The sequence below is a fragment of the Ensifer sp. VA4 genome (genome assembly GCF_055710065.1).
This window is the reverse complement of sequence record NZ_JBVQPO010000003.1, coordinates 14,616-35,559: the sequence shown is the minus strand read 5'-3', so window position 1 is coordinate 35,559 and position 20,944 is coordinate 14,616. Positions and strand designations below refer to the sequence as shown.

Here is a 20,944-nt window from a genome sequence, read left to right as displayed (position 1 = left end):
ACATCAAGTTGTTCCTGCCGGGAAATGCAGTGCTTGTTTTTTATGTTGCCGTTTTTGGCTGTGCTGCGTTTTTGATGCAGCGCGCGTGTCGGGAGCTTGGGCGCATGCGTATCGGATGGTTTTGGTTGGCCAGCGCCGTGTTGTCGGCAATGTCGGCGCAAGCCAGCATCGGGGAGAACCTCCCGACGGTACCGCCACTGGTCTTTGAGAGCGAGAATACCGGGCAACCGAAACAGCCGGATGGCTTCGTCAGGGCCTTGGCCGGATCCTACGTGGCGCTCGGCGATCTCTACCGTGACGGCAAGACAACCGCTGCAGCAGCGGATGCGGCCCTCGCCTTTTATCGCAGGCTCGGCAACCCGGATCGGCCGGGTGCTCTCTACGCAATCATTCCACCCTCTGATCTGGTCGGCCCTGTCAAAGACGCCACGGCCGACCCCTTCGCCGCCACCAAACTCTACATGGAAGCGGCGGTGATGGGGAGCGCTGATGCGCTGTTGCGGCTGGGGGATCTCTACAGCCAGGGCAGGGTGGTTGCAGCCGATCCGCGCCGGGCGTTTCGCTTCTATGATCAGGCGGCCAAGGCCGGAAGTGACGATGGCAAGCTGCGCGTGGGCGAAATGCTGGTGCGCGGTCAAGGTGTTGCCCGTGACGTCGGCAGGGGGCTCGCAATGATTGAGGCACTTGCCAACGCCGGCAATCCCGAAGCGCTGGTGCTGTTGGGCGACCTTTATCGTCCGGCCGGCCAAGGTATGGTGGCCCTGGATCCGGCGCGTGCGATGGCCCTTTACCGAAAGGCCGCGAGCTTGGACTATGAGCCGGCGAAACTGCGCATTGGCGAAATGACCGCCTTGGGCCAAGGCGTCACACAGGATGTCGATGGCGGGCTGGCGATGATCGAAGACGTGGTTTCGCGCACGCGAAATCCCGCTGGGCTCGTCTTGCTCGGCTCTCTCTACAGTCGCTCGGACGGTGGCGTTATCTCGGTCGATTTTGCCAGAGCCTACGGCTATTTCCGCCGAGCAGCCGACAGCGGGGATGAGACCGGCATCTTGCGCGCCGGCGAGATGCTGGCGCGCGGCCGCGGTGTGGACCAATCCTATGAGGCCGGGCGCGCAATGCTGGCGGGTCTCGCCGATCATGGCGACGCCTTCGCGCTGATTGCGCTGGGTGACCTCTTGAGCGATGCGACCGTGGCTTCGGTGGACGTGCCGGGCGCAGTCGCCGCATACGAAAAGGCCGCGACCTTCGGCCATTCCGATGCGCTGATCCGGCTCGGTGATCTCTACAGCCGCAGCGGTGCGGTGAAGCAGGATCTGCCCAAGGCGTTCGCCTACTACGGCAGGGCTTCGACGGCGGGAAATTCGGCAGGCAAACTCCGTGTCGGTGAAATGACCTTGCTCGGGCAGGGTACCGATCGCGATGTCGCCAGGGGTCTCGCACAGATGAACGCGCTTGCCGATCTCGGGGACACCAATGCGCTCAACCTGCTGGGCGCGACCTATCAGCGTGGCATCGACGGGATATTGCTGGCCGATCCCACCCGGGCCTACGGCTATTTTAGGAAGGCGGCTGACGCCGGAAGCCTGGATGGCAAGGTGATGGCTGGCATGATGATGGTGCGTGGCCAGGGCACCGCCAGGGATGTCGCCGCCGGCTTGGCGCTGGTGCGTGCGGCGGCCGATGCCAGCGACAGCAATGCACTCGTCTCGCTGGGAGATCTGATGGCCGATGGTTCCGTGGGGGCCGCCAATGTGCCGGAAGCCGTGCGTGCCTATGAGAAAGCGGCCGAGCATGGGCGTTACGACGCCTTGGTGCGTATTGGCGACATCTATCGCCAGGGTGGACCGGTTCCTGCCGATCCCGGCAAGGCATTCGATTATTACCGCAGGGCCGGGCTTGCCGGTGACGCGACCGGCAGGTTGCGGCAGGGCGAGATGACCGCCCGCGGCGAAGGCACGGCACAAGACATTGCGGCAGGCCTTGCCATGCTCACGCAAGTTGGCGTTGGGGGGGACCCCTATGCCTATGTGGTGCTCGGCGATCTTCATCTGTCGGGCGCCGTTGGGCCGGTTGATGGTCGGGCCGCGGTTGCGGCTTATGAGAGTGCGGCCAAGCTGGGAAGGGTCGACGCCTTGCTCCGGCTTGGAGATCTCTATCGCGACGGCAGGGGCGTTCCCGCGGACGGTAAGAAGGCGGCTGAATATTATCTGAGGGCGGTTGAGGCTGGGGGCCTTTCAGCTGTGGCGCTGGATGACGGCGCTCAGCATTGAGTAACTCGTAAGGGAGTTTGGCGTTGTGGCGGATATCTCATCTCGTGTTGTCGGTGGTCGTTCTGAACCTGGCGGGTGCTGCCTGGTCGGCGGAAACGGCCGCTGATGGGGATAGTACTCCAGCGTCCGGTAATCCCGGCATCGCCGAACGCGCCGGCAATGCCGAAGCGCTGTTGAGGCTAGGCGATCTTTACAGCGATGAGGACAATGCCGACCGCGACCCTGCCAAGGCTTTGGAATATTACCAGCGGGCGGCCAATGCCGGCAGCGTGGCGGCCAAGCTCCGTGTGGGCGAGATGCGCATTCTTGGTCAAGGTACGCAGCCCGATGTCACGGAGGGGCTCTCGCTCATCGAGGAAGTTGCTGCCGGAGGCGACGGCACGGCGCTTGCTCTGCTGGGAGGGTTCTACAGCCATGCGAACGCAACGGCCGTGCCGATCGATCTGCCGCGCGCCTACGCATATTACCGGCGCGCCGCGGCGGTGGGCAACGCAACCGGCATCTTGCGCAGTGGCGAAATGCTGGCGCGTGGCGAAGGAACTGCGAAGGACGTGGCGGCTGGACGCGCACTGGTGCGCTCCCTCGCCGACAAGGGCAATGTTTATGCGCTCGCTTCGCTTGGCGATCTGCTGAGCGGGGATGATGCGGGGCCTGTCGATATCGAGGGTGCCAAGGCGGCCTATGCCAGGGCGGCGGCGCTTGGACGCTCGGACGCGCTGCTGAGCCTGGGAGATCTGGTCGGGGGCGGTCGTGGCGGCAAACCTGACTTCGACAAGGCTTTCGAGTTCTACGAAAGGGCCGCCGAGGTGGGGCTTCCGCTCGGACAGCTGCGTGTCGCCGAATTGACCTTACGCGGGCTTGGGACTGAGCAGGATGTCGAACATGCACTGACCACGATCAGGTCGATGGCCGACACGGGAGATGTAGAGGCGCTCACTTTGCTCGGTGACATCTACAGCGGAACGAACCCGGCCCCCCCCTTTCCGCCCGATGTGGGGTTGGCATTCGGTTACTACAAGCGCGCCGCAGACGCCGGCAATACCCACGCGCTGCTGCGGCTGGGCGAGATGACGGCGCACGGTTCTGGCACGCCCCGCGACGTCGAAACGGGGCGCAATATGGTTCGACGGATCGCGGACGCCGGCAACGCAGCGGCGCTGATCAGCCTCGGCGATCTCCTGCGCGAACCGGAATCCGGTGATGTCGATGGGGCTGGCGCGGTGGCAGCATACGAGCGCGCTGCCGATCTCGACGAAGCGGACGCGCTGGTGCGTCTCGGCGATTTCTACAGTGACGGAAAAACGGTCGCCGTGAACCTGCCGAAGGCGCTCGACTATTATCGCCAGGCGGCCGCGCGCGGCAGCATTATCGGTGCGGTCCGAGCGGGAGCCATGATCGCGCGTGGGCAGGGCACCGCGCAGGATGTCGTTGCTGGTCGCGCGATCGTCAAGGAGGCCACGGAGAGCGGCGAAGGCGAAGCCCATGTCGTGATGGGGGACCTGTTGGCGCGAGGCGATGCCGGATCACCCGATTTGCACGCGGCGATGCAGGAATATGCCGAGGCCGCGTCGCTCGGCTGGACGCAAGGCCTGATAAGGCTCGGCGATCTCTACCGCGAAGAGAAGCTGCAGCCCAGCAATGGTCGGCGTGCGGCGGACTATTATCGGCAGGCGGCAAGGGCCGGTGATCCCTACGGGCTTCTCATATTGGGGACCGCGCTGTCGCAAAGTCTTTTGCGCAATGCCGGCAGAGCGCCCGAAGGCATTGTCGCCCTACGCGAGGCCGAAACCATGGGCCTGAAGGACGCGGTCATTCCTCTCGCTGACGCCATGATCTACGGCATGGGCACGAAGCGCGACGCCAAGGGTGCGGCGGCACTCCTCGAGCGCGCCGCCAGCGACGGCAACATTGCCGCCGCACGCCACCTAATCAGCTACTACCGCGATGGCCGCCGCTATGGACGCGCAACCTTCTTCAAGGCCGATATGGAACGAGCCCGGCAATTGTTCGCCGAGGTTTCCTCGCGGCTGTCGCGAGGCGACCGGATTGTGGAGGAAATGCTGTTTTCGGCAGCGACTTCGCAGCGTGACCTTAAGTCGGTCGCGGTCCGTATGCAGGAACTGTCGGCGGAGCAGCGACAATCTCTCATTCGCATGATGCGGACCACGCATCCGAACGCTTACATCTATCTCGCACAATACCGGCTCAAGGAGGTCGGCTTCTACAGCGGCCCGCTGAACGGAACGCTCACGGGCCGCACGACGCGCGCCGTCAACCGCTATTGCGCGTCGAAATCAATGCGAAACGCCTGTCGTTTCGGACCGATGAGCAGCCAGGTTGGGGATATGCTCGCCTATGCGTTCTAAATCCCGCCACTACCGCGCTGACGGGGCGAATGTGATCTGGCTATGCGGAGTGCGCAGCGTTTGGTGTCGCTCGTCGTTGCCTTGAGCCGCTAATCGAACCGGTCGCCGAATATGCGGCTCCAATGCTCGCCGACGAGCCCGTTGAAGAAACCATTGCCGGCCTGAAACTGCCGGACGAGTTCCGGATCTCGGGCGTGCACCACCGTCGAATTGACGTTGAAGAAGAATATCCGCCGGCCAAGCATCGCCTCCAGCAGCGCAGGTTGAGTTCGCCCCCTGATGCCGGCGAGGCCGGCTGCGGCCGCATGCGCGATCAGGCAGTCGATCACGGCTCCCGCTTCGCCGGGCAGGGCCAGCACTTGGAGGACGTGACCAATGTCGCCAGCGCCCCCGAAATACATGAAGGCTCCGATAATCGTGCCCGTCCGGGCGGATACAGTGCATCGTACCGTTCCGCCGAAATCCTGCTTGGTCGATGCATCCGACATGATGCGCCGAAGCAAGGCATCGTCCCATGCCGGATGCACCGGGAACTTCGACGTAAACTGGCCGATGAGGCTCGAGAAACCCTCCTCATCAATGTCTGCCAGCGTGTAGCGACCCGTTTGCGACGTAGCCGCATTGGCGCCGAACCAGCGCGAGAAATCTCCGTTGCGATAGAGCCCGAGGCCCGCATCGGCGAGGCGCGCAAGTGGAGTTGCCAGGCCAGCGAGCGGAACTTTCGCTTTGGCCGCCGCAACGACAAAGCTCGCTGGCCGGATGATCTTAACCCAGTCGAGGCTGTATTTCATCAGGATCGAGCCGCGCAACGTCATCCACATGTGTGCCGTGACATCGCTTGCCGTCTCGCTGAACGAGATGTCCTGGGGGCCGGCCAGGAAGGCCTTGAGAAGCCTTGCGCCGGCGAGATCGTTGCGCTGATCGGCGTTGACCATCAGTGACCCGCAGATCGAGGCGCTTAGCCTGATGTCCGCGAAGCGCATAGGCATGGATGTCACGCCGACAAAGCCAGAGACATTGCCGTTGTCTCCGATGTGTACGAGCGATGGTGACCCAACGTCACTATTGGTGGCGTCCAAATAGAGGCGTTTGAGGTAGCCGGCAAGAGATGGCGGCGCCGGGGTGCGTTGCCTGCGCAGTTCGCGCTGGAACATGTCGGCGACAACTGGGAGATCATGGGCCTGCAAGGGGCGAATCTCAGGCATCAGGAGAAGCCTCGGCAATTTCGCAATAACAATGACTTGGCGCGGAAATATCTAGTAAACGTGATGGATGTCAGCTGGCTGTCGAACCAGTCCGAACCCTTGCAATCTTCATTCGGTCAGCTTCTTAAAACGCTGCATTTGTATCATGAGGAGCTTTGCAAGCAATCAATAATATTAACCGAGCGCTCCACGCCGAATGGGCTGGTTCTAGAGCCTTGACGGCGCCTTAGTGACAATGGAGGATTGATATTGCGAGAAAAGCGAGCGTCAGTTGCGGGGCAAGGTCATCGCGCCGGATGGTCTGGATGATCGGTGCCTGCGCCGGCCAGGCAATGGGTTCGAATATCCGGGACGGGCTACAGCGCAGCGCACCTCATGAGACGCGCAAAGATCGCTTTAGCACTTTGATTTTCTGCATGTCTTTTTCCTTAAGTCGAGGTCGGTTTAAGGAGGCATAGAGCAGCGCGAGGGCAGCGACTTGAAAACGATCCTGGTGACTGGTGGAGCCGGCTTCATAGGCGCAAATCTCGCGCGGCGCTTGCTGCAAACCGGCCACGATATCGTGGTTCTTGACGACTTGAGTTCGGGGAAACCTGAGAACATCCCGAGCGGGGTCACTTTCGTCGAGGGCTCTATTCTGGACCGGGAAGCCGTTCACCGCGCACTTGCCGGCGTCGACGCCTGCGTCCATCTGGCGGCAGTCGCTTCGGTCGAGCGCTGCAATCGGCAACTAACCTCGTCGCACGCCATCAACATTACCGGCTTGCTGACAATCGTGGAGGAACTCGCCCGCGCGGGCACCAAGCTTCCGCTGGTTTACGCGTCTTCCGCCGCCGTTTATGGAGCAAGCCAGGACCTGCCGCTTTCCGAAAACGGCAAATGCGTCCCTCTCTCGCCCTATGGAGCGGATAAGCTCTCCTGCGAACTGCACGCTCGCGCCGCATACGAAGTCTATGGTCTTTCCACGACCGGCTTGCGATTCTTCAACGTGTTTGGTCCGGGCCAGGATCCATCGTCACCCTATTCCGGAGTGATCACCAAGTTCGCACAGCGACTGAAGAACAACGAAAACATCATTATCTACGGCGACGGCATGCAGACCCGCGATTTCGTGTATGTCGACGACGTGGTGGAGGCATTGATCCGCGCGATCGGCAGCGACAGGCCGGGGGCGACGGTCATCAATGTTTGCAGCGGTGTCGAGACGGCGATCAATGATCTGGCGCGGATCATGATCGAGGAAACGAACTCTCGGTGCCGGATCGAGCATGTTGACGGCCTACTCGGGGAAGTCCGGCGCTCCAAAGGATGCGTACAATCGCTTCAGGCGATCCTCGGCTATCAATGCGGGACGGATCTGCGCACCGGGCTGGCGCAGCTGCTGCGGTAGCCCCGCCGGCGTACCCGCCACTTCGTCGCGTCAGCAACGCGAAGCCGGTATCCGGAATGCAGGCTGCTCTTGGCTGGAACGATCCAGCGCCGGCCGAGTCACTTGCCTTTGTTCGGTGTAATCAGCGTGCCGACCACGAGCGGGCCGTTTATCGGTTGTCGCCGACTGGCCGCCTCGGCCAGAACCTGATCGATCTGTTCCTTGAGCGCAGCGGCTTTGGCGAGCAACGCCGCCTCGGCTTCTACCAATGCGGCGTTCTCTGCGGCAGGTGATTGTTCAACGGCACGTCGAGCGTCGCTAAGTTCGGCCGAGAGAACCTCCCACTCAGCCATCAACTCCATCCACCGCTTCACCGGGTCTGCGGACGGCGCCTTCGCGATCTGTTCTTTCGGCTGCATCGGTCTCGCTAACGTTTGAACTACAATATAATCCGTTCGGATAATGTATGATACGCGATTCCGGACCTTCATGCCATCGCATCTCGTCTCGTCTGCGAATAATATAAACTGCCATTCATTTCGAAATCGAGAAATTCAGCCAGTTAAGTCCGCTTATTTACTTGTTTAACTCTTGCTGTGATCTGCTCTTTCGGTGAGGAAGTCATGGCGTAAGCACGACTTGAGCGCGGTTCTTCGGGTTCGTTGACCGATGAGATGCTGGTCGTCTGTGCCGACTGGGCTTGGGTCGAAGTGCAGATTCTTGGCTCGACTGGAGCGAGAGTGGCACTTCTCGTCCTCTGCCTCGGCAAGCAGTAAGGCGATGCTTATGTGCAGAGTCTTTAGCTCGCGTCTCAAAGATTGGATACTGTCTCGATATCCAGAGTTCCGCCATAAAATCGCACATATCCAAGAAGCTATTTCGACAAATCCCTTAGGGTCGTCCAAATATCACGGTCTATACATTGTCATTTTTCTGTCATAAAGTCACGCGCGATCCTATCCATTGAATTAATTCAAAACAACTGGAGTCCTATTCTCTAATATGTTGATCTATGAGGGGAGTGTTGGTATTTTACAAAGTTAGAATATTGTAATAAAAGCGAATGCGCACAAGTAATACAGGCTTCCGTTCATCCATGGTCAAAAATTTGGCCAGGGGGAAAGGGTTTATTGCTTTCAATATTTTGGGTTGAGGAATTTGAGCATTAGGTCGAGGAATTTGAACAAATGGGTGAGCCATTTCAGAAACCATTAAGAGCGGCGCTTCGCTCGGCGGCTATAGGCCGCGCCATTTCCGTTCCGCGTGTCAGTGTTATCGTGCCGACGGTGAACGAGGCGAAGAACCTCCCGCATGTCCTGCCGCGCATCCCCGCATGGATCGACGAGGTGATCCTCGTTGATGGAAATTCCTCCGACGGCACCGTGGCCACGGCGCGAGACCTGATGCCGGACATTGTCGTCATCGAGCAGCCCCGCCTCGGAAAAGGGGCTGCTCTTGCCGTCGGCTTTGCCGCAGCACGCGGCGACATTCTCGTCACGCTCGACGCTGACGGCTCCGCCGATCCGGCGGAGATGGCCGGTTTCGTGGGCGCGCTGCTTGCCGGTGCGGATTTCGTCAAGGGGTCGCGCTTCCTGCAGGGTGGCGATACGCATGACATGGAGTGGTATCGGCGGCTCGGAAACTGGGGATTGCTTCAGTTGGTCCGTCTGCGTTTCGGCGGACGCTACAGCGACCTTTGCTACGGCTACAATGCCTTCTGGCGTGATGTGTTGCCGCATCTGCGCGTCGAGTCCGCCACTGGATTCGAAATCGAGACACAGATGAACATCCGCGCCCTCCAGGCCGGCCTCACCATCGCCGAACTGCCGAGCCGAGAATATGCCCGCATTCATGGTGTCAGCAATCTTCGGACGATTCCCGATGGCTGGCGCGTGCTCAAGACAATCACGCGGCTTGGTGTCAGCTTGCGGGGCGGCCACCGCTGTCAGGAACCGCACCCAGCGAACCGGTTGAGGCCCACCATGTGCCCCATTGAGGTTGTCATCTGCGCTTATTCCGACGAGCGCCGCGAGCAGCTTGGTGCTGCCATCGGTTCCGTCCTGAACCAGAGGCTGCGGCCCGAACGGGTGGTCGTCGTTATCGATCACAACGAACGGCTGCTGCGCGCGATCCGAGCCTCCTTTCCAGAAGTCGAGGCGGTGGCGAACGAAGGGACGCAAGGCTTATCCGGGGCGCGCAATACCGGCGTGCGGGCGTGCGCCTCCACGGATGTCGTTGCCTTTCTCGACGACGATGCGGTTGCCGAACCTGATTGGCTCGAGCGGCTGGCAAGTCACTACGCCGACCCGGCGGTGGTCGGCGTTGGCGGTGGGGTCCTGCCGATCTGGCAAAGCGACCGACCGTCGTGGTTTCCCGAAGAATTCCAATGGGTCGTCGGTTGCAGTTACCGGGGTCTCCCCGTGGGATTGCGGCCCGTTCGCAATCCCATCGGTTGCAACATGTCTTTCCGTCGATCGGTATTCGAAGTCGTCGGTGGCTTTCGCGAAGGTATGGGCCGAAGTGGCCAGGACGCGGCTGGGTGCGAGGAAACGGAGCTATGTATTCGCGTGCATAGGCAATATCCCAATTCGGTGATCCTCTACGACCCGGGTGCCGTGGTTCATCATCACGTTACGGCAGAACGATCACGTTGGGCTTACTTCCGCAGGCGCTGCCTGGCTGAGGGACGATCGAAGAGCGCTGTGGTCAGGGCCGTCGGAGCTGGTGAAACCCTTGGCGCTGAACGTGCCTATGTGACCCGAACGCTACCGGCAGGCGTCGTTCGCGGCGTGGCCGACGCGGTGACGCGGCTGGATGCCGGAGGGCTGATGCGCGCCGGTGCCATTGTCGCGGGCCTTGCCTTAACAACGGCGGGTTATCTCATGGCAAAGTCCTCTAGGGCTGCAACCACCTTCCGCCCGATCAAGGTCGTCTGCATCGACCAGGAAAAACCGCTTCCTGCGATCGATCTCTCGCGGCCGGACGGCGTTCCCTATGGCGGCATATTCTGTCTTGTCCGTTCCGGACCCCAGCCGCTCGCGATCGTTGAACTCGAACATGAAGGTCTGCTCGTGCAGCCGGCCGATCTGGTCGCAAAAATCGGGTCTCTGAGGTCGGTGGCATCAACCGCGGCGCACCGGATGCGTCCGAAAGAGCGGGTCGCGGTCGTGATTGCGACGCGCGATCGGGCAGACAGCCTTGACCGCTGCCTCACTTCGCTCTTCGACCAGACGCGTGCGCCGGACGAGGTGGTCGTCGTCGACAATGCGCCGGCCTCGACTGCAACCGCGGATCTGCTTTCTGCCCGTTATCGCGGTCGCGTGCACTATGTGCTCGAGCCAACGCCTGGACTCGGACGGGCCCACAACGCGGGCTTGCGCCATGTATCGAGCGATATTGTCCTCTTCACGGATGACGACGTTGTGCTCGACCGGCACTGGGTGGAGGCGATGGCGGCGCCGATGGAGGAGGATGGGACGGTTGGCTGCGTAACCGGCCTGATCCTCCCTGCCGAACTGGAAACGCGGGCCCAGGTTTGGACGGAACGGCACGGCGGTTTCGGCAAGGGCCTGCAGCGCCGGGCCTACGATCTCAAGGCGAACCGGCCGAAAGGCGTGCTCTTTCCGTTCACCGCCGGCCAGTTCGGGTCCGGGGCAAACATGGCCTTTCGCGCCAGCGCCTTGCGCCGGGTGGGCGGTTTCGATGCCGCGCTTGGGGCAGGAACGCTGGCGCGCGGGGGTGACGACCTTGCTGCATTCTTCGCCATCGTCAACGCCGGTTTCCAGCTCGTCTATCAGCCGCAGGGTATCATCTGGCACTACCATCGCCGGAGCGAGGAGGGGATGCGTCGGCAGGCCTATTGTTACGGGATGGGCCTTGGCGCCTACCTGACGAAGCTCGTGATCGACGATCCGCGCCGGGCTCTGCGCCTTGCGGTGGCATTTCCCGCGGGCATTCTGCATATGGCCGGACCAACTTCGGAGAAGACCGCGCGGCTGCCGTCCGACTATCTGCGCCGACTCGTATGGATGGAGCGTCTCGGTATCCTTGCAGGCGTGCCGGGCTACCTACGCAGCCTGGCGAAGCGCCGACACGATGATCGCCCGCATGACGGCCTTGCCGCGAGGCAGCCGGCAAAAGGGGAGGTCTGAGCATGCAATCCATCCCCATTCTGGTCTACCATAGCGTTGGTTCGAGTTGCGCCTCGGCCTATCGGCGCTGGTTGGTGACGCAACGGGAGCTCGACTCCCACCTCCACGCTTTGTCGGACCGGGGCTACCGCGCGATCACGGTGGGCGATCTCGCCCTCCTGCGGCGTAGCGCTCAGCCGGTGCCACCTCTGACCTGCCTGATCACCTTCGACGATGGGCTGAGCGACTTCGCCGAGGGGGCGATGCCGGTCTTGATGGCCCGCCGCTTTTCCGCAACGCTCTATGTCGTCTCCGGCCTGGTCGGCGCCACGGCTCGATGGCTTGCCGATCTTGGCGAAGGCAGCCGACCAATGCTCGACTGGGCTGCCTTGCACAATCTACAGAAGGCGGGCGTGGAGATCGGCGCGCATTCGGTCAGCCATCCGGAGCTCGACACGCTGTCATGGGCGAAGGCGACGCGTGAGCTTCGTGACAGCAAGAAGGCGCTGGAAGACGGCCTGGGGCGCGCCGTGACGACTTTTGCCTATCCCCACGGCTACGCTTCGCGCGCCACCCGCCGCATCGCAGAGGAGGCCGGGTATCTCGCCGCCTGCCGGGTGCGTCACGCGCTGAGCGACGAGACGGAAAACCTCTTCGCGCTTTCGCGCATCGTCGTCACCAGCGATATGACGGCCGAGGCGCTCGTGGATCTCATCGAGAAACAGCAGGTGCCGGTTGCTCCGCCCGTAGACCGGCTCATCGCCACCGGGTGGCGGGCAGCGCGGCGGGTGCGCGCCTTGCATAGGTCCGTCTTTCCAAGGCGCTGATCCGTGTGGCCCCCCCCCGTGGACCGTCTATCGCTGCCCACTATTCGACTGTCATCTCAACCGCTTTGCAGCTGAAGGTTCTCCTTGAGCAGGATCTCGATGCGGATCCTCTCCTGCGAGGCCAGGGGTTCGCGATGGTCGGCGCGGGCGCGCAATATGCGTAGTGCGCTTCGAACCGCATGGCCCGGGTCCTGGGCGATCAGGGCATCGATGCGTTCCTCCATCAGCGCCCGCTCGCTGAAGGGCGTGCGCTCGTGGGCGATAACCGTGAGCTGGCGCGAGCCCTGCGCATTCCAGACCGCCGTCAACGGCGCTCGCGCCTCGGAACTCAACACGTAGACGGCCAGCGTGTCCGGGTTGTGTTGCAGCGTCCGGTGAATGATCAGTTCGGCGCGTTTCTCGTCGGCATAGGTCTCGAGCGACGGCAGACATTGGAGTTGTGGAAACTGCGCGTTGATGATGCCGTCGAAGCCGAGGCGGCGCTCGATGCTGTCGAGTGCCATCATGGTTTCTGCCACGACCATGATTTTGCCGGCCCGGTTGCCGATGAAACGGCCTGCGATCTTGCCGGCCGTGGCGCCGGCCGCGACGTTGTCGATACCGACATAGTCAGCGCTTTCCAGTCGTTCCTGGCCCGACAGGAACTGCACCACTCTTACCCCCCGTTCCACGAGCCGTACCAGCGCATCGCGCACCTGTGGGGACTCCGGTGCCATCACCGCGACGCCATCGACGGTCTCGTGATCGATGAGGCTCAGATATTTGGCGACGTGGTGCGGATCTGCCATCGGGATTTGCACGGCCTCCACCTCGGTGGAATCGGCGCGCAGCGCGTTCCGGGCTTCGGTGACGCACCCGATCAGCTCGCTCAGATACTGGTCGCCCGAGAGGGGAAGGACGAAGCGAAACCGGTAGGTCTTGTTGCGCGCGAGCGCGACCGCCGCCGGGTTCCGGACGAAACCGATACGCTCGATGGCGTCGTTGACCTTGCGGAAAGCCTTCTTGCTGACATTCGGCCGGTCGTTCAGTACGCGGTCGACGGTAGCCAGGCTTACGCCGGCCGCTTCTGCCAGGTCTTTCGCGGTAGGACGCATTCTATCGCTTCTCTTTGCTCTCGATCCTTCAGGGTGATTCCTCCAACAAAAGCAATCGAAAAGCAAGAATTGATGTGCGCACCTCAAAATTTGCTTGCATTGAGGTGCGCACCTCAATATCATTCTATCTGTGGCCGTTCAGAGGAGTGCGTGGGGTCACGAAGCGATGCGAAGAAGTCGGGCCTACGCAGGGACGTCGCTTTGCGTCCAAAATTCGCCGTAGGCGTTTTCAGCTTCCGATGGAGGTCGGAAGGAGAGGGGAGGAGGCCCCCAGCTATGGAACTTCGTCATTTCAAATCATTGGCCGCATCGGGTGCCCTGCTGGCGGCCGGCGTCGCAAATACCGGTCAAGCAAGCGCGACCGAGCTGACACTTTGCTGGGCGGCCTGGGATCCGGCGAACGCTCTTGTCGAGCTCAGTAAGGATTTCGAAGCCAAGAGCGGCATCAAGATGAAGTATGAGTTCGTGCCGTGGCCGAATTTCGCCGACCGCATGCTGAACGAGCTGAACTCCGGCGGCAAGCTGTGCGACCTGATGATCGGCGACAGCCAATGGATCGGCGGCGCCGCTGAAAACGGCCAGTACGTCAAGCTCAATGATTTCTTCGACAAGGAAGGCATCAAGATGAGCGATTTCATCCCGGCGACCGTCGTCGGGTATGCCGAATGGCCGAAGAACTCGCCGAACTACTGGGCTCTGCCGGCATTCGGCGACGTCGTCGGCTGGAGCTACCGCAAGGACTGGTTCGCCCGCCCGGAACTGCAGGCCGAATTCAAGAGCAAGTACGGTCGTGACCTCGCCGTGCCGAAGACCTTTGCCGAATTGAAGGACATCGCCGAATTCTTCCAGAAGCGGGAGATCGATGGAAAGACCGTCTACGGTGCTGCGATCTACACTGAGCGCGGATCCGAAGGCATCACCATGGGTGCGATGGACGTGCTCTACAGCTTTGGCTTCGAATATCAAAACCCGGACAAGCCATACGAGCTCGAAGGATACGTGAACTCCGCCAAAGCCGTGCAGGGGCTGGAATTCTACAAGGCGCTCTACGACTGCTGCACGCCGCCCGGCCATTCCGACGCCTACATGTCCGAGGATATCGACGCTTACAAATCGGGTCAGGTCGCGCTGCACATGAACTTCGCCTTCACCTGGCCTGGTATCAATGCCGATGCCAATGTGGGCGGCGAAAAATCGGGCTATTTCCCAAATCCGGCCGGACCTGATGGCGTCGCATTCGCACAACTTGGCGGCCAGGGGATCTCGGTCGTCGCGGCGTCCGAGAAGCAGGACGATGCGCTCGCCTATATCAAGTGGTTCGCCCAGCCCGATATCCAGCAGAAATGGTGGCAGATGGGCGGCTATTCGGCGCTGCGCAAAGTGGTCGAAGATCCCGGCTTTGCGACCAGTCAGCCCTATGCCCAGACCTTCCTCGATTCCATGGCTATCGTGAAGGACTTCTGGGCCGAGCCCTCCTATGCCTCCCTGCTCCAGGCCGCACAGAAGCGCTTCCACGACTATGTGGTCGCCGGCCAGGGCTCTGCCCAGGATGCGTTCGATGGTCTCGTCAAGGACTGGACGCAGATCTTCGACGACGAAGGCAAATACTGATCGCCATCATGACCGTGGCGGCGCACCTCCCAGCGCGCCATGGCGCGACATGGAGCCGGAGGCATTCCCCGGCTCTGTCGCCGCCTAATCACATGAGGGACTACCCATGCTGAAATCAACAGTGGACCGGGTCGCCGGAGCGACGCCGCATGCCATTGCCAAGCGGGTTCGAAGATTGTCGGATCGCGCGCTTGCCTGGTTGTTCGTCGCCCCGTCGATCGTCCTGCTGCTTGCCGTCAATATCTTTCCGCTGATCTGGACGGTCCGGCTGAGCTTTACGAACTTTCGTGTCAACCGCCCCAATGCCGAGGTCCAGTTCATCGGGCTCAAGAACTACCTGAGCATTCTGTCCGACAAGGACATCTGGTTGACGATGCAAGCGACGGCGCATTTTCTGATCTGGACGATCGTCCTTCAAGTGCTGATCGGCTTCTCGCTTGCCTACCTGATCAACAAGAAGTTCCGCGGCAATGATTTGTGGACGACGATCATCGTGCTGCCGATGATGCTGAGCCCGGCGGTGGTCGGCAATTTTTGGACCTTCCTCTACCAGCCGCAGATCGGTCTCTTCAACTACGCGGTCGGGTTTCTGACCGGGGCTGATCCGTCGAGTTTCTCGATGATCGGCGATGTGTCGCTGGCACCCTGGGCAATTATCATCGTCGACACCTGGATGTGGACGCCCTTTGTGATGCTGATCTGCCTTGCCGGCCTGCGCTCCATTCCCAGCAGCATCTACGAGGCGGCCGAATGCGATCGCGCCAGCAAATGGCGGCAGTTCTGGACGATTACCATCCCGCTGGTGCTGCCCTTCCTGATGCTCGCCGTGCTCTTTCGCGGCATCGAGAATTTCAAGATGTTCGACCTGGTTGTGCAGTTGACCGGCGGCGGACCGGGATCGATCACCGAACTCACCTCGATCAACCTGAAGCGCGAGGCTTTTGAGAAGTGGCGCACGGGCTACGCCTCTGCCTATGCCGTCATTCTCTTCGTCACCGTCTTCGGCCTTGCGTCGATCTACGTCAAAGCCCTGAACAAGGTCAAACAGCGATGAGCAGCTATTCCGTAACCGAGCCGTCCCAACGGCAAAAGTGGTTCGCCGGGATCCTGGTCGTTGGCTACGCGCTGATCACGATCCTTCCGCTTGTCTGGATCATCGCGACGAGCTTCAAGTCGCCATCCGACGCGATCGCCTATCCGCCGAAGACCTTCTTCGAACCGACTGTGGAAGGCTATGTCAACGTCTTCACGACGCGTACCCGGCTTTCCGAGGAGCAGTTGCAGGCGGTCGGCGAGCCGCAGACCTGGTATGACAAGCTGGTTCGCAAGGATGGTCTCGTCATCTCCGGCCCGTCGCGTTTTGCCGAACGCTTCACCAATTCGGTGATCATCGGCTTCGGTTCGACGGTGCTCTGCATCGTGCTCGGCACGGCCGCCGCCTACGCCTTCTCGCGCTTCAAGGTTCCGCTGAGGGACGATCTGCTGTTCTTCATTCTTTCGACGCGGATGATGCCGCCGATCGCCGTCGCCATCCCGATCTTTCTGATGTTCCGCTCGTTGGGCCTGAACGACACCCATGCGGGCATGATCCTGCTCTATACGGCCGTCAACCTGTCGCTGTCGGTCTGGCTGCTCAAGGGTTTCATCGACGAAATTCCGGTCGAGTATGAGGAAGCGGCTCTCATCGACGGCTACACCCGGTTCCAGGCCTTCTATAAGGTGGTGCTGCCGCAGGCGGCGACGGGCATCGCCTCCACCGCCATCTTCTGCCTGATCTTTGCCTGGAACGAATACGCGTTCGCCGTGCTTCTGACCTCGGGCAACGCTCAGACGGCGCCACCCTTCATTCCAACCATCATCGGCGTCAGCGGCCAGGACTGGCCGGCGGTTGCTGCGGGCGCGACCCTGTTCCTCGTGCCGGTTATGGTCTTCACCATTCTCCTGCGCAAACACCTGCTGCGCGGCATCACCTTCGGAGCCGTACGCAAATGACAAGATTTTTCAACGGATTGCTGCATTTGCGTCGCGGTGCCTGGGAAATGCTGGCATCGGCGCTGATCGCGGCGGGCGTCTTCATGCTGATGCAGCCCTTCGTTCTCGTGCTCTATTCCTGGTCCTTCGTCATAACCTTGCTGGGCACGGTGATGTTCATCATCGTCAGCCATTTTCCGGAGTAAGCCGATGGCGCAGATCAGAATCCAGAATGTGCGCAAGGAGTTCGGCGCCTTTACCGCGGTGCGCTCTTCGAGCTTCACGATCGAGGATGGCGAGTTCTTCATGCTGCTCGGCCCGTCCGGCTGCGGCAAGACGACGACATTGCGCATGATGGCGGGCCTCGAACTGCCGACGAGTGGCGAGATCTTCATCGACGGCGAAGAAGTCGGGATGAAGCCCGCGAGCAAGCGCGACATCGCCTTCGTCTTCCAGATGTTCGCGCTCTATCCGCATATGAACGTGCGCAAGAACATCTCCTATCCGCTGCTCAGCCAGGGCCTGCGCGGCGAGGAGGTGAAATCACGCGTCGCGGAAGTCGCCCGTATTCTCAAGATCGAGAACATTCTCGACAAGCCCGTCGGCGGCCTTTCGGGCGGAGACCGCCAGCGCGTCGCGCTCGGCCGTGCGATCGTGCGTCGCCCCAAGGCCTTCCTCATGGATGAGCCGCTCGGCGCACTCGATGCCGAGTTTCGTGAGCACATGGCCGAGGAATTGCGGGCGCTGCACGACCGGATGGGCGCAACCACCGTCTATGTGACCCATGACCAGCTCGAAGCGATGCAGATGGGCGACAAGATCGTGGTGATGAATCATGGGGTGGTCGAACAGTTCGGCAAGCCGCAGCAGATCTACGACTGGCCCGCGACGAAGTTCGTGGCTCAGTTTATCGGTTCACCGCCAATGAACTTCCTGGAGTTTGAGGGCATGATCGGCGTCGGCGGCGGCTTGATCGATCTCGGCGGCATAATGGTCAAGGTGCCGACGTCGCGGGAAGGTCGTGCCGGTAGGCTGACGCTCGGCGTCCGGCCGGAACACGTGACGTTCGTGAGTGACGGCGCCTACCGGGGGCGCGTAAGCGCCGTCGAATATCTCGGGACCACCCAGATCGTGACGCTCGTAACAGGCCACGGCGAACTGAAGGCGCGCATCCCGTCTAGCCACCGGGTTCATGAGGGCGAGCAGGTCGGCCTCGAATTCGACGCGAGGACGCTTTCGATTTTCGACGCCGAAACCGGCAAGGTGCTGTTATCCGAGGGCAATGAAGGAGTGCTGGGACATGGCTGAAGTCGTCTTGGAAAACGTTTCGAAGACATTTGCCGGCACCATCGCTCTCGATAATGTCTCGTTGACGGTTCCGGATGGTTCTTTCGTTGTGCTGCTCGGGCCGACTGGTGCTGGAAAGACGACGACGCTCAGAATGGTTTCCGGCCTCGACACGCCCGATCGCGGCGAGGTCTTTATCGATGGACGACCGATGAGAGGGTTGGCGCCTGCCGAACGCAACGTTGCCATGGTCTTCCAGCAATATTCGCTCTATCCGCATCTCACCGTTCGTCAGAATCTTGAGTTTCCGCTGAAATCACCCTTGTTGAAGACCCCGAGGGAGGAGATCGACCGGAAAGTGAGCGAGGTTGCCGAGGTTCTGCAGATCGCGCACAAGCTCGACAACAAGGCGACGGCGCTGTCGGGTGGGGAGATGCAGCGCGTTTCCATCGGTCGCGCCCTTGTCCGAGACCCGCAGATTTTCCTCATGGACGAGCCGTTGAGCTCGCTCGACGCCAAGCTGAGGGCCGATCTTCGTATCGAGCTCAAGCGCATTCAGGCAAGGTCCGGCGCAACCCTGCTCTACGTTACCCACGACCAGATCGAGGCGATGACGATGGCCACCCATGTCGGCGTGCTGAACGAGGGCAAGCTCGTTCAGTTCGGCTCGCCGCGCGAGGTGTATGAGCAGCCGGTCAGTGTCTACGCGGCGACGCGCCTGGGACAACCACGGATCAATGTGCTTCCGGCCAATATTTTTGCCGGCGCTCCCTTGGGCGCTGCAAGCATTGGCCTCAGGCCGGAGCATATCCAACAGGGTGAGGGGGAGGACGCGCTGGTCAAGCGCGTCGAGCACCTCGGCGACCAGACGCGTCTGCACCTGACCTTCAGGAAACACGACCTCATTACCGTCACGGACGCCCATACGCCGCTCCGGGGCGGTGAAACAATCAAGATTCAACCTTCGAAGCCGCTCTACTTCGATGCGGCAGGCATGCGTTTGGCTTAAGGAGCTCGAAATGGCGCAATTCATCAACAAGCGGGAAGATGTCGTCACCGAAGCGATCGACGGCGTTCTGGCCCTGTCCGGCGGCGCGCTTGCCCGTCTTGACGGCTATCCGCATATCCGGGTCGTGTTGCGCAGCGACTGGGATAAATCGAAGGTCGCGATCGTCTCAGGCGGCGGTTCCGGTCATGAACCCGCCCATGTGGGTTTCGTCGGTCGCGGCATGCTGACGGCCGCCGTCTGCGGCGATGTCTTCGCCTCGCCGAGCGTGGACGCCGTGCTCGCCGGCATTCTCGCCGTGACCGGTCCGGCCGGATGCCTGCTCGTGGTCAAGAACTATACCGGCGACCGGCTCAATTTCGGCCTCGCCGCCGAGCGTGCCCGCGCCTTCGGGCTGAAGGTGAGCATGGTGATCGTTGGCGACGACATAGCGCTGCCCGACCTGCCGCAGGCGCGCGGCGTTGCCGGTACGCTGTTCGTGCACAAGATCGCCGGCGCACTCGCCGAACGCGGCGCGGATCTCGACACGGTAACCGCCGCCGCCAAGAAGGTCATTGCCGGCACGCGCAGCATCGGCATGTCGCTGGACACCTGCAGGGTTCCGGGTTCCCCAAAGGAAGAGCGGATACCGGAGGGCAAGGCGGAGCTCGGTCTCGGCATTCATGGCGAAGCCGGTGTCGAGCAGATCGACTTTGCAGGCGCCCGCTCGTCGGTGGCGACCATGGCGGAACGGCTGGCGTCCGTCATGGGTGAAGGTCCCCACGTCGCGCTGATCAACAATTTGGGCGGCACCTCTGTGCTCGAAATGTCGGTGCTCGCTCACGACCTCGTCCATTTGCCCGTCGGCAGAAGGATCACCCACACGATCGGTCCGGCGCCGCTGATGACATCGCTCGATATGCAAGGCTTCTCGGTCTCGGTCTTTGCCGCCGACCAGGCCGAACTTGAACTCTTGAAGACGCCGGTATCGATCGCCGCCTGGCCGGGCGTATCCGAGGTCCGGCCGATCGCCGTCAAAGCCTTGCCAGATGGGCTGACGCCGATCACGCCGATGGCATCCGACCATCGGGCGACGCGCGCGTTCCTGATCGATTGCTGCAAGGTTTTGATCGCTGCCGAGCAGGATCTCAATGCACTTGATGCAAAATCCGGCGATGGTGACACGGGCTCGACACTGGCAAGTGCTGCCCGGGCGCTGATCAATGCCATCGATCGACTGCCACTTTCCGATCACACCCAGCTTTTGCGGGCGATCGGCCAGGAACTGAGTCAGACCATGGGCGGTTCCTCCGGCGTGCTGCTTGCCATCTTCTTTGCAGCCGCCGGCGATGGGGCATCGAGCGGGCTGCCGATGCGCGAGGCGCTTCGAGCCGGGCTTGCACGCATGCAGGAGATCGGCGGCGCGAAGATCGGCGACAGAACGATGATCGATGCTCTGGCTCCGGCGCTCGATGCCCTAGAGGACAGCGTCGTTGCGGCGGCGGCTGCCGCACGAACGGGGGCGAACTTCACCTCCACCCTGACGCGCGCCAAGGCCGGACGCGCGGCCTATATCAATGCGAAGCAGCTTGAGGGTCATGTCGACCCCGGCGCCGAGGCTGTCGCCCGACTGTTCGAGCATCTGGCCGCGTAGATTGCCGCTACCACTATTTTGCCGCCGAGCCTGGCGTTCGGCGGCAAAGGGCGCTTGCCGCCCGTATATGCCTGGTGGAAAAGCCGCCGCGTCGTCGGCGGGCTGGCAGCAAAGTTCAGGATATTTTCTCCTGCATATTGCCAAAGTATTTTTCGTCGTGGTAACGTTCCCA

The 20,944-nt window shown here is 61.6% G+C and carries 16 protein-coding genes and 1 pseudogene; 13 read left to right on the top strand and 4 right to left on the bottom strand.

All coding sequences use genetic code 11. The features are described 5' to 3' along the window. Nucleotides 1–125 precede the first annotated feature (125 nt). A complete protein-coding gene (locus tag AC0C6X_RS05365) occupies nucleotides 126–2,273 on the top strand; it encodes a tetratricopeptide repeat protein (RefSeq protein ID WP_472952129.1) in 2,148 nt (715 codons plus the stop codon). A 44-nt stretch (nucleotides 2,274–2,317) separates the two neighbouring features. Next, a pseudogene (locus tag AC0C6X_RS05360) lies at nucleotides 2,318–2,491 on the top strand (hypothetical protein); the annotation flags it as partial. On the opposite strand, the gene AC0C6X_RS05355 reads toward AC0C6X_RS05360, so the two are convergent. Beyond that, nucleotides 2,453–2,689 carry a hypothetical protein gene (locus tag AC0C6X_RS05355; protein ID WP_472952342.1) on the bottom strand — a complete coding sequence of 79 codons (237 nt, stop codon included), beginning with the start codon at nucleotides 2,687–2,689 and terminating at the stop codon, nucleotides 2,453–2,455. The pseudogene AC0C6X_RS05360 and the gene AC0C6X_RS05355 sit on opposite strands and share 39 nt — an antisense overlap. Nucleotides 2,690–2,704: 15 nt before the next feature. Between AC0C6X_RS05355 and AC0C6X_RS05350 the strand changes: the two genes are divergently transcribed. Continuing rightward, nucleotides 2,705–4,639: a tetratricopeptide repeat protein gene (locus tag AC0C6X_RS05350; RefSeq protein ID WP_472952326.1), complete on the top strand. Its 1,935-nt coding sequence runs from the start codon at nucleotides 2,705–2,707 to the stop codon at nucleotides 4,637–4,639. A gap of 89 nt (nucleotides 4,640–4,728) precedes the next feature. Here AC0C6X_RS05350 and AC0C6X_RS05345 read toward each other — a convergent pair whose 3' ends face one another. After that, nucleotides 4,729–5,844 (bottom strand): hypothetical protein, encoded by a 1,116-nt coding sequence (locus tag AC0C6X_RS05345; protein WP_472952128.1) that lies wholly within the window; start codon nucleotides 5,842–5,844, stop codon nucleotides 4,729–4,731. A gap of 493 nt (nucleotides 5,845–6,337) precedes the next feature. Here AC0C6X_RS05345 and AC0C6X_RS05340 point away from each other — a divergent pair, with 493 nt between their 5' ends. After that, a complete protein-coding gene (locus tag AC0C6X_RS05340; protein ID WP_472952324.1) occupies nucleotides 6,338–7,234 on the top strand; it encodes an NAD-dependent epimerase/dehydratase family protein in 897 nt (298 codons plus the stop codon). 98 nt (nucleotides 7,235–7,332) lie between these two features. On the opposite strand, the gene AC0C6X_RS05335 is transcribed toward AC0C6X_RS05340, so the two are convergent. Then, nucleotides 7,333–7,632, bottom strand: a complete 300-nt coding sequence (locus tag AC0C6X_RS05335) for a hypothetical protein (RefSeq protein ID WP_173518431.1) — start codon at nucleotides 7,630–7,632, stop codon at nucleotides 7,333–7,335. Between the two features lie 768 nt (nucleotides 7,633–8,400). Here AC0C6X_RS05335 and AC0C6X_RS05330 point away from each other — a divergent pair. Then, nucleotides 8,401–11,364, top strand: a complete 2,964-nt coding sequence (locus AC0C6X_RS05330; RefSeq protein ID WP_472952126.1) for a glycosyltransferase — start codon at nucleotides 8,401–8,403, stop codon at nucleotides 11,362–11,364. 2 nt (nucleotides 11,365–11,366) lie between these two features. Beyond that, entirely contained in the window at nucleotides 11,367–12,170 is an 804-nt protein-coding gene (locus AC0C6X_RS05325) for a polysaccharide deacetylase family protein (RefSeq protein WP_472952125.1), read from the top strand. 56 nt (nucleotides 12,171–12,226) lie between these two features. Here the strand turns inward: AC0C6X_RS05325 and AC0C6X_RS05320 are convergent, their stop codons facing one another. After that, nucleotides 12,227–13,264 (bottom strand): LacI family DNA-binding transcriptional regulator, encoded by a 1,038-nt coding sequence (locus AC0C6X_RS05320; protein WP_173518427.1) that lies wholly within the window; start codon nucleotides 13,262–13,264, stop codon nucleotides 12,227–12,229. 276 nt (nucleotides 13,265–13,540) lie between these two features. Between AC0C6X_RS05320 and AC0C6X_RS05315 the strand changes: the two genes are divergently transcribed. The 7 genes from AC0C6X_RS05315 to AC0C6X_RS05285 all read left to right on the top strand — a co-directional run bounded on the left by AC0C6X_RS05315 (nucleotide 13,541) and on the right by AC0C6X_RS05285 (nucleotide 20,772). Next, nucleotides 13,541–14,875 carry an ABC transporter substrate-binding protein gene (locus tag AC0C6X_RS05315; protein ID WP_173518426.1) on the top strand — a complete coding sequence of 445 codons (1,335 nt, stop codon included), beginning with the start codon at nucleotides 13,541–13,543 and terminating at the stop codon, nucleotides 14,873–14,875. A gap of 106 nt (nucleotides 14,876–14,981) precedes the next feature. Continuing rightward, nucleotides 14,982–15,929, top strand: coding sequence for a carbohydrate ABC transporter permease (locus AC0C6X_RS05310; protein WP_173518425.1), 948 nt, complete (start codon nucleotides 14,982–14,984; stop codon nucleotides 15,927–15,929). Further along, on the top strand, nucleotides 15,926–16,867 hold the full coding sequence (locus tag AC0C6X_RS05305) for a carbohydrate ABC transporter permease (protein ID WP_173518424.1): 942 nt from the start codon (nucleotides 15,926–15,928) through the stop codon (nucleotides 16,865–16,867). The genes AC0C6X_RS05310 and AC0C6X_RS05305 overlap by 4 nt, the downstream gene beginning before the upstream one ends. Beyond that, nucleotides 16,864–17,052 (top strand): hypothetical protein, encoded by a 189-nt coding sequence (locus tag AC0C6X_RS05300; RefSeq protein ID WP_058321421.1) that lies wholly within the window; start codon nucleotides 16,864–16,866, stop codon nucleotides 17,050–17,052. Before AC0C6X_RS05305 ends, AC0C6X_RS05300 begins: the two co-directional genes overlap by 4 nt. A gap of 4 nt (nucleotides 17,053–17,056) precedes the next feature. Beyond that, nucleotides 17,057–18,154 (top strand): ABC transporter ATP-binding protein, encoded by a 1,098-nt coding sequence (locus AC0C6X_RS05295; protein WP_173518423.1) that lies wholly within the window; start codon nucleotides 17,057–17,059, stop codon nucleotides 18,152–18,154. Further along, nucleotides 18,147–19,142: an ABC transporter ATP-binding protein gene (locus AC0C6X_RS05290; RefSeq protein WP_173518422.1), complete on the top strand. Its 996-nt coding sequence runs from the start codon at nucleotides 18,147–18,149 to the stop codon at nucleotides 19,140–19,142. Before AC0C6X_RS05295 ends, AC0C6X_RS05290 begins: the two co-directional genes overlap by 8 nt. Before the next feature lie 10 nt (nucleotides 19,143–19,152). Continuing rightward, nucleotides 19,153–20,772, top strand: a complete 1,620-nt coding sequence (locus tag AC0C6X_RS05285) for a dihydroxyacetone kinase subunit DhaK (RefSeq protein WP_173518421.1) — start codon at nucleotides 19,153–19,155, stop codon at nucleotides 20,770–20,772. Nucleotides 20,773–20,944: the final 172 nt, after the last annotated feature.

Bases quoted from the DNA above. Each gene is read 5' to 3' on its own strand.
- AC0C6X_RS05355 (WP_472952342.1), bottom strand. From the start codon at position 2,689: ATGGCTGTAGAACCCTCCCAGCAGAGCAAGCGCCGTGCCGTCGCCTCC.
- AC0C6X_RS05345 (WP_472952128.1), bottom strand. From the start codon at position 5,844: ATGCCTGAGATTCGCCCCTTGCAGGCCCATGATCTCCCAGTTGTCGCC.
- AC0C6X_RS05335 (WP_173518431.1), bottom strand. From the start codon at position 7,632: ATGCAGCCGAAAGAACAGATCGCGAAGGCGCCGTCCGCAGACCCGGTG.
- AC0C6X_RS05330 (WP_472952126.1), top strand. From the start codon at position 8,401: ATGGGTGAGCCATTTCAGAAACCATTAAGAGCGGCGCTTCGCTCGGCG.
- AC0C6X_RS05325 (WP_472952125.1), top strand. From the start codon at position 11,367: ATGCAATCCATCCCCATTCTGGTCTACCATAGCGTTGGTTCGAGTTGC.
- AC0C6X_RS05320 (WP_173518427.1), bottom strand. From the start codon at position 13,264: ATGCGTCCTACCGCGAAAGACCTGGCAGAAGCGGCCGGCGTAAGCCTG.
- AC0C6X_RS05315 (WP_173518426.1), top strand. From the start codon at position 13,541: ATGGAACTTCGTCATTTCAAATCATTGGCCGCATCGGGTGCCCTGCTG.
- AC0C6X_RS05310 (WP_173518425.1), top strand. From the start codon at position 14,982: ATGCTGAAATCAACAGTGGACCGGGTCGCCGGAGCGACGCCGCATGCC.
- AC0C6X_RS05305 (WP_173518424.1), top strand. From the start codon at position 15,926: ATGAGCAGCTATTCCGTAACCGAGCCGTCCCAACGGCAAAAGTGGTTC.
- AC0C6X_RS05300 (WP_058321421.1), top strand. From the start codon at position 16,864: ATGACAAGATTTTTCAACGGATTGCTGCATTTGCGTCGCGGTGCCTGG.
- AC0C6X_RS05295 (WP_173518423.1), top strand. From the start codon at position 17,057: ATGGCGCAGATCAGAATCCAGAATGTGCGCAAGGAGTTCGGCGCCTTT.
- AC0C6X_RS05290 (WP_173518422.1), top strand. From the start codon at position 18,147: ATGGCTGAAGTCGTCTTGGAAAACGTTTCGAAGACATTTGCCGGCACC.
- AC0C6X_RS05285 (WP_173518421.1), top strand. From the start codon at position 19,153: ATGGCGCAATTCATCAACAAGCGGGAAGATGTCGTCACCGAAGCGATC.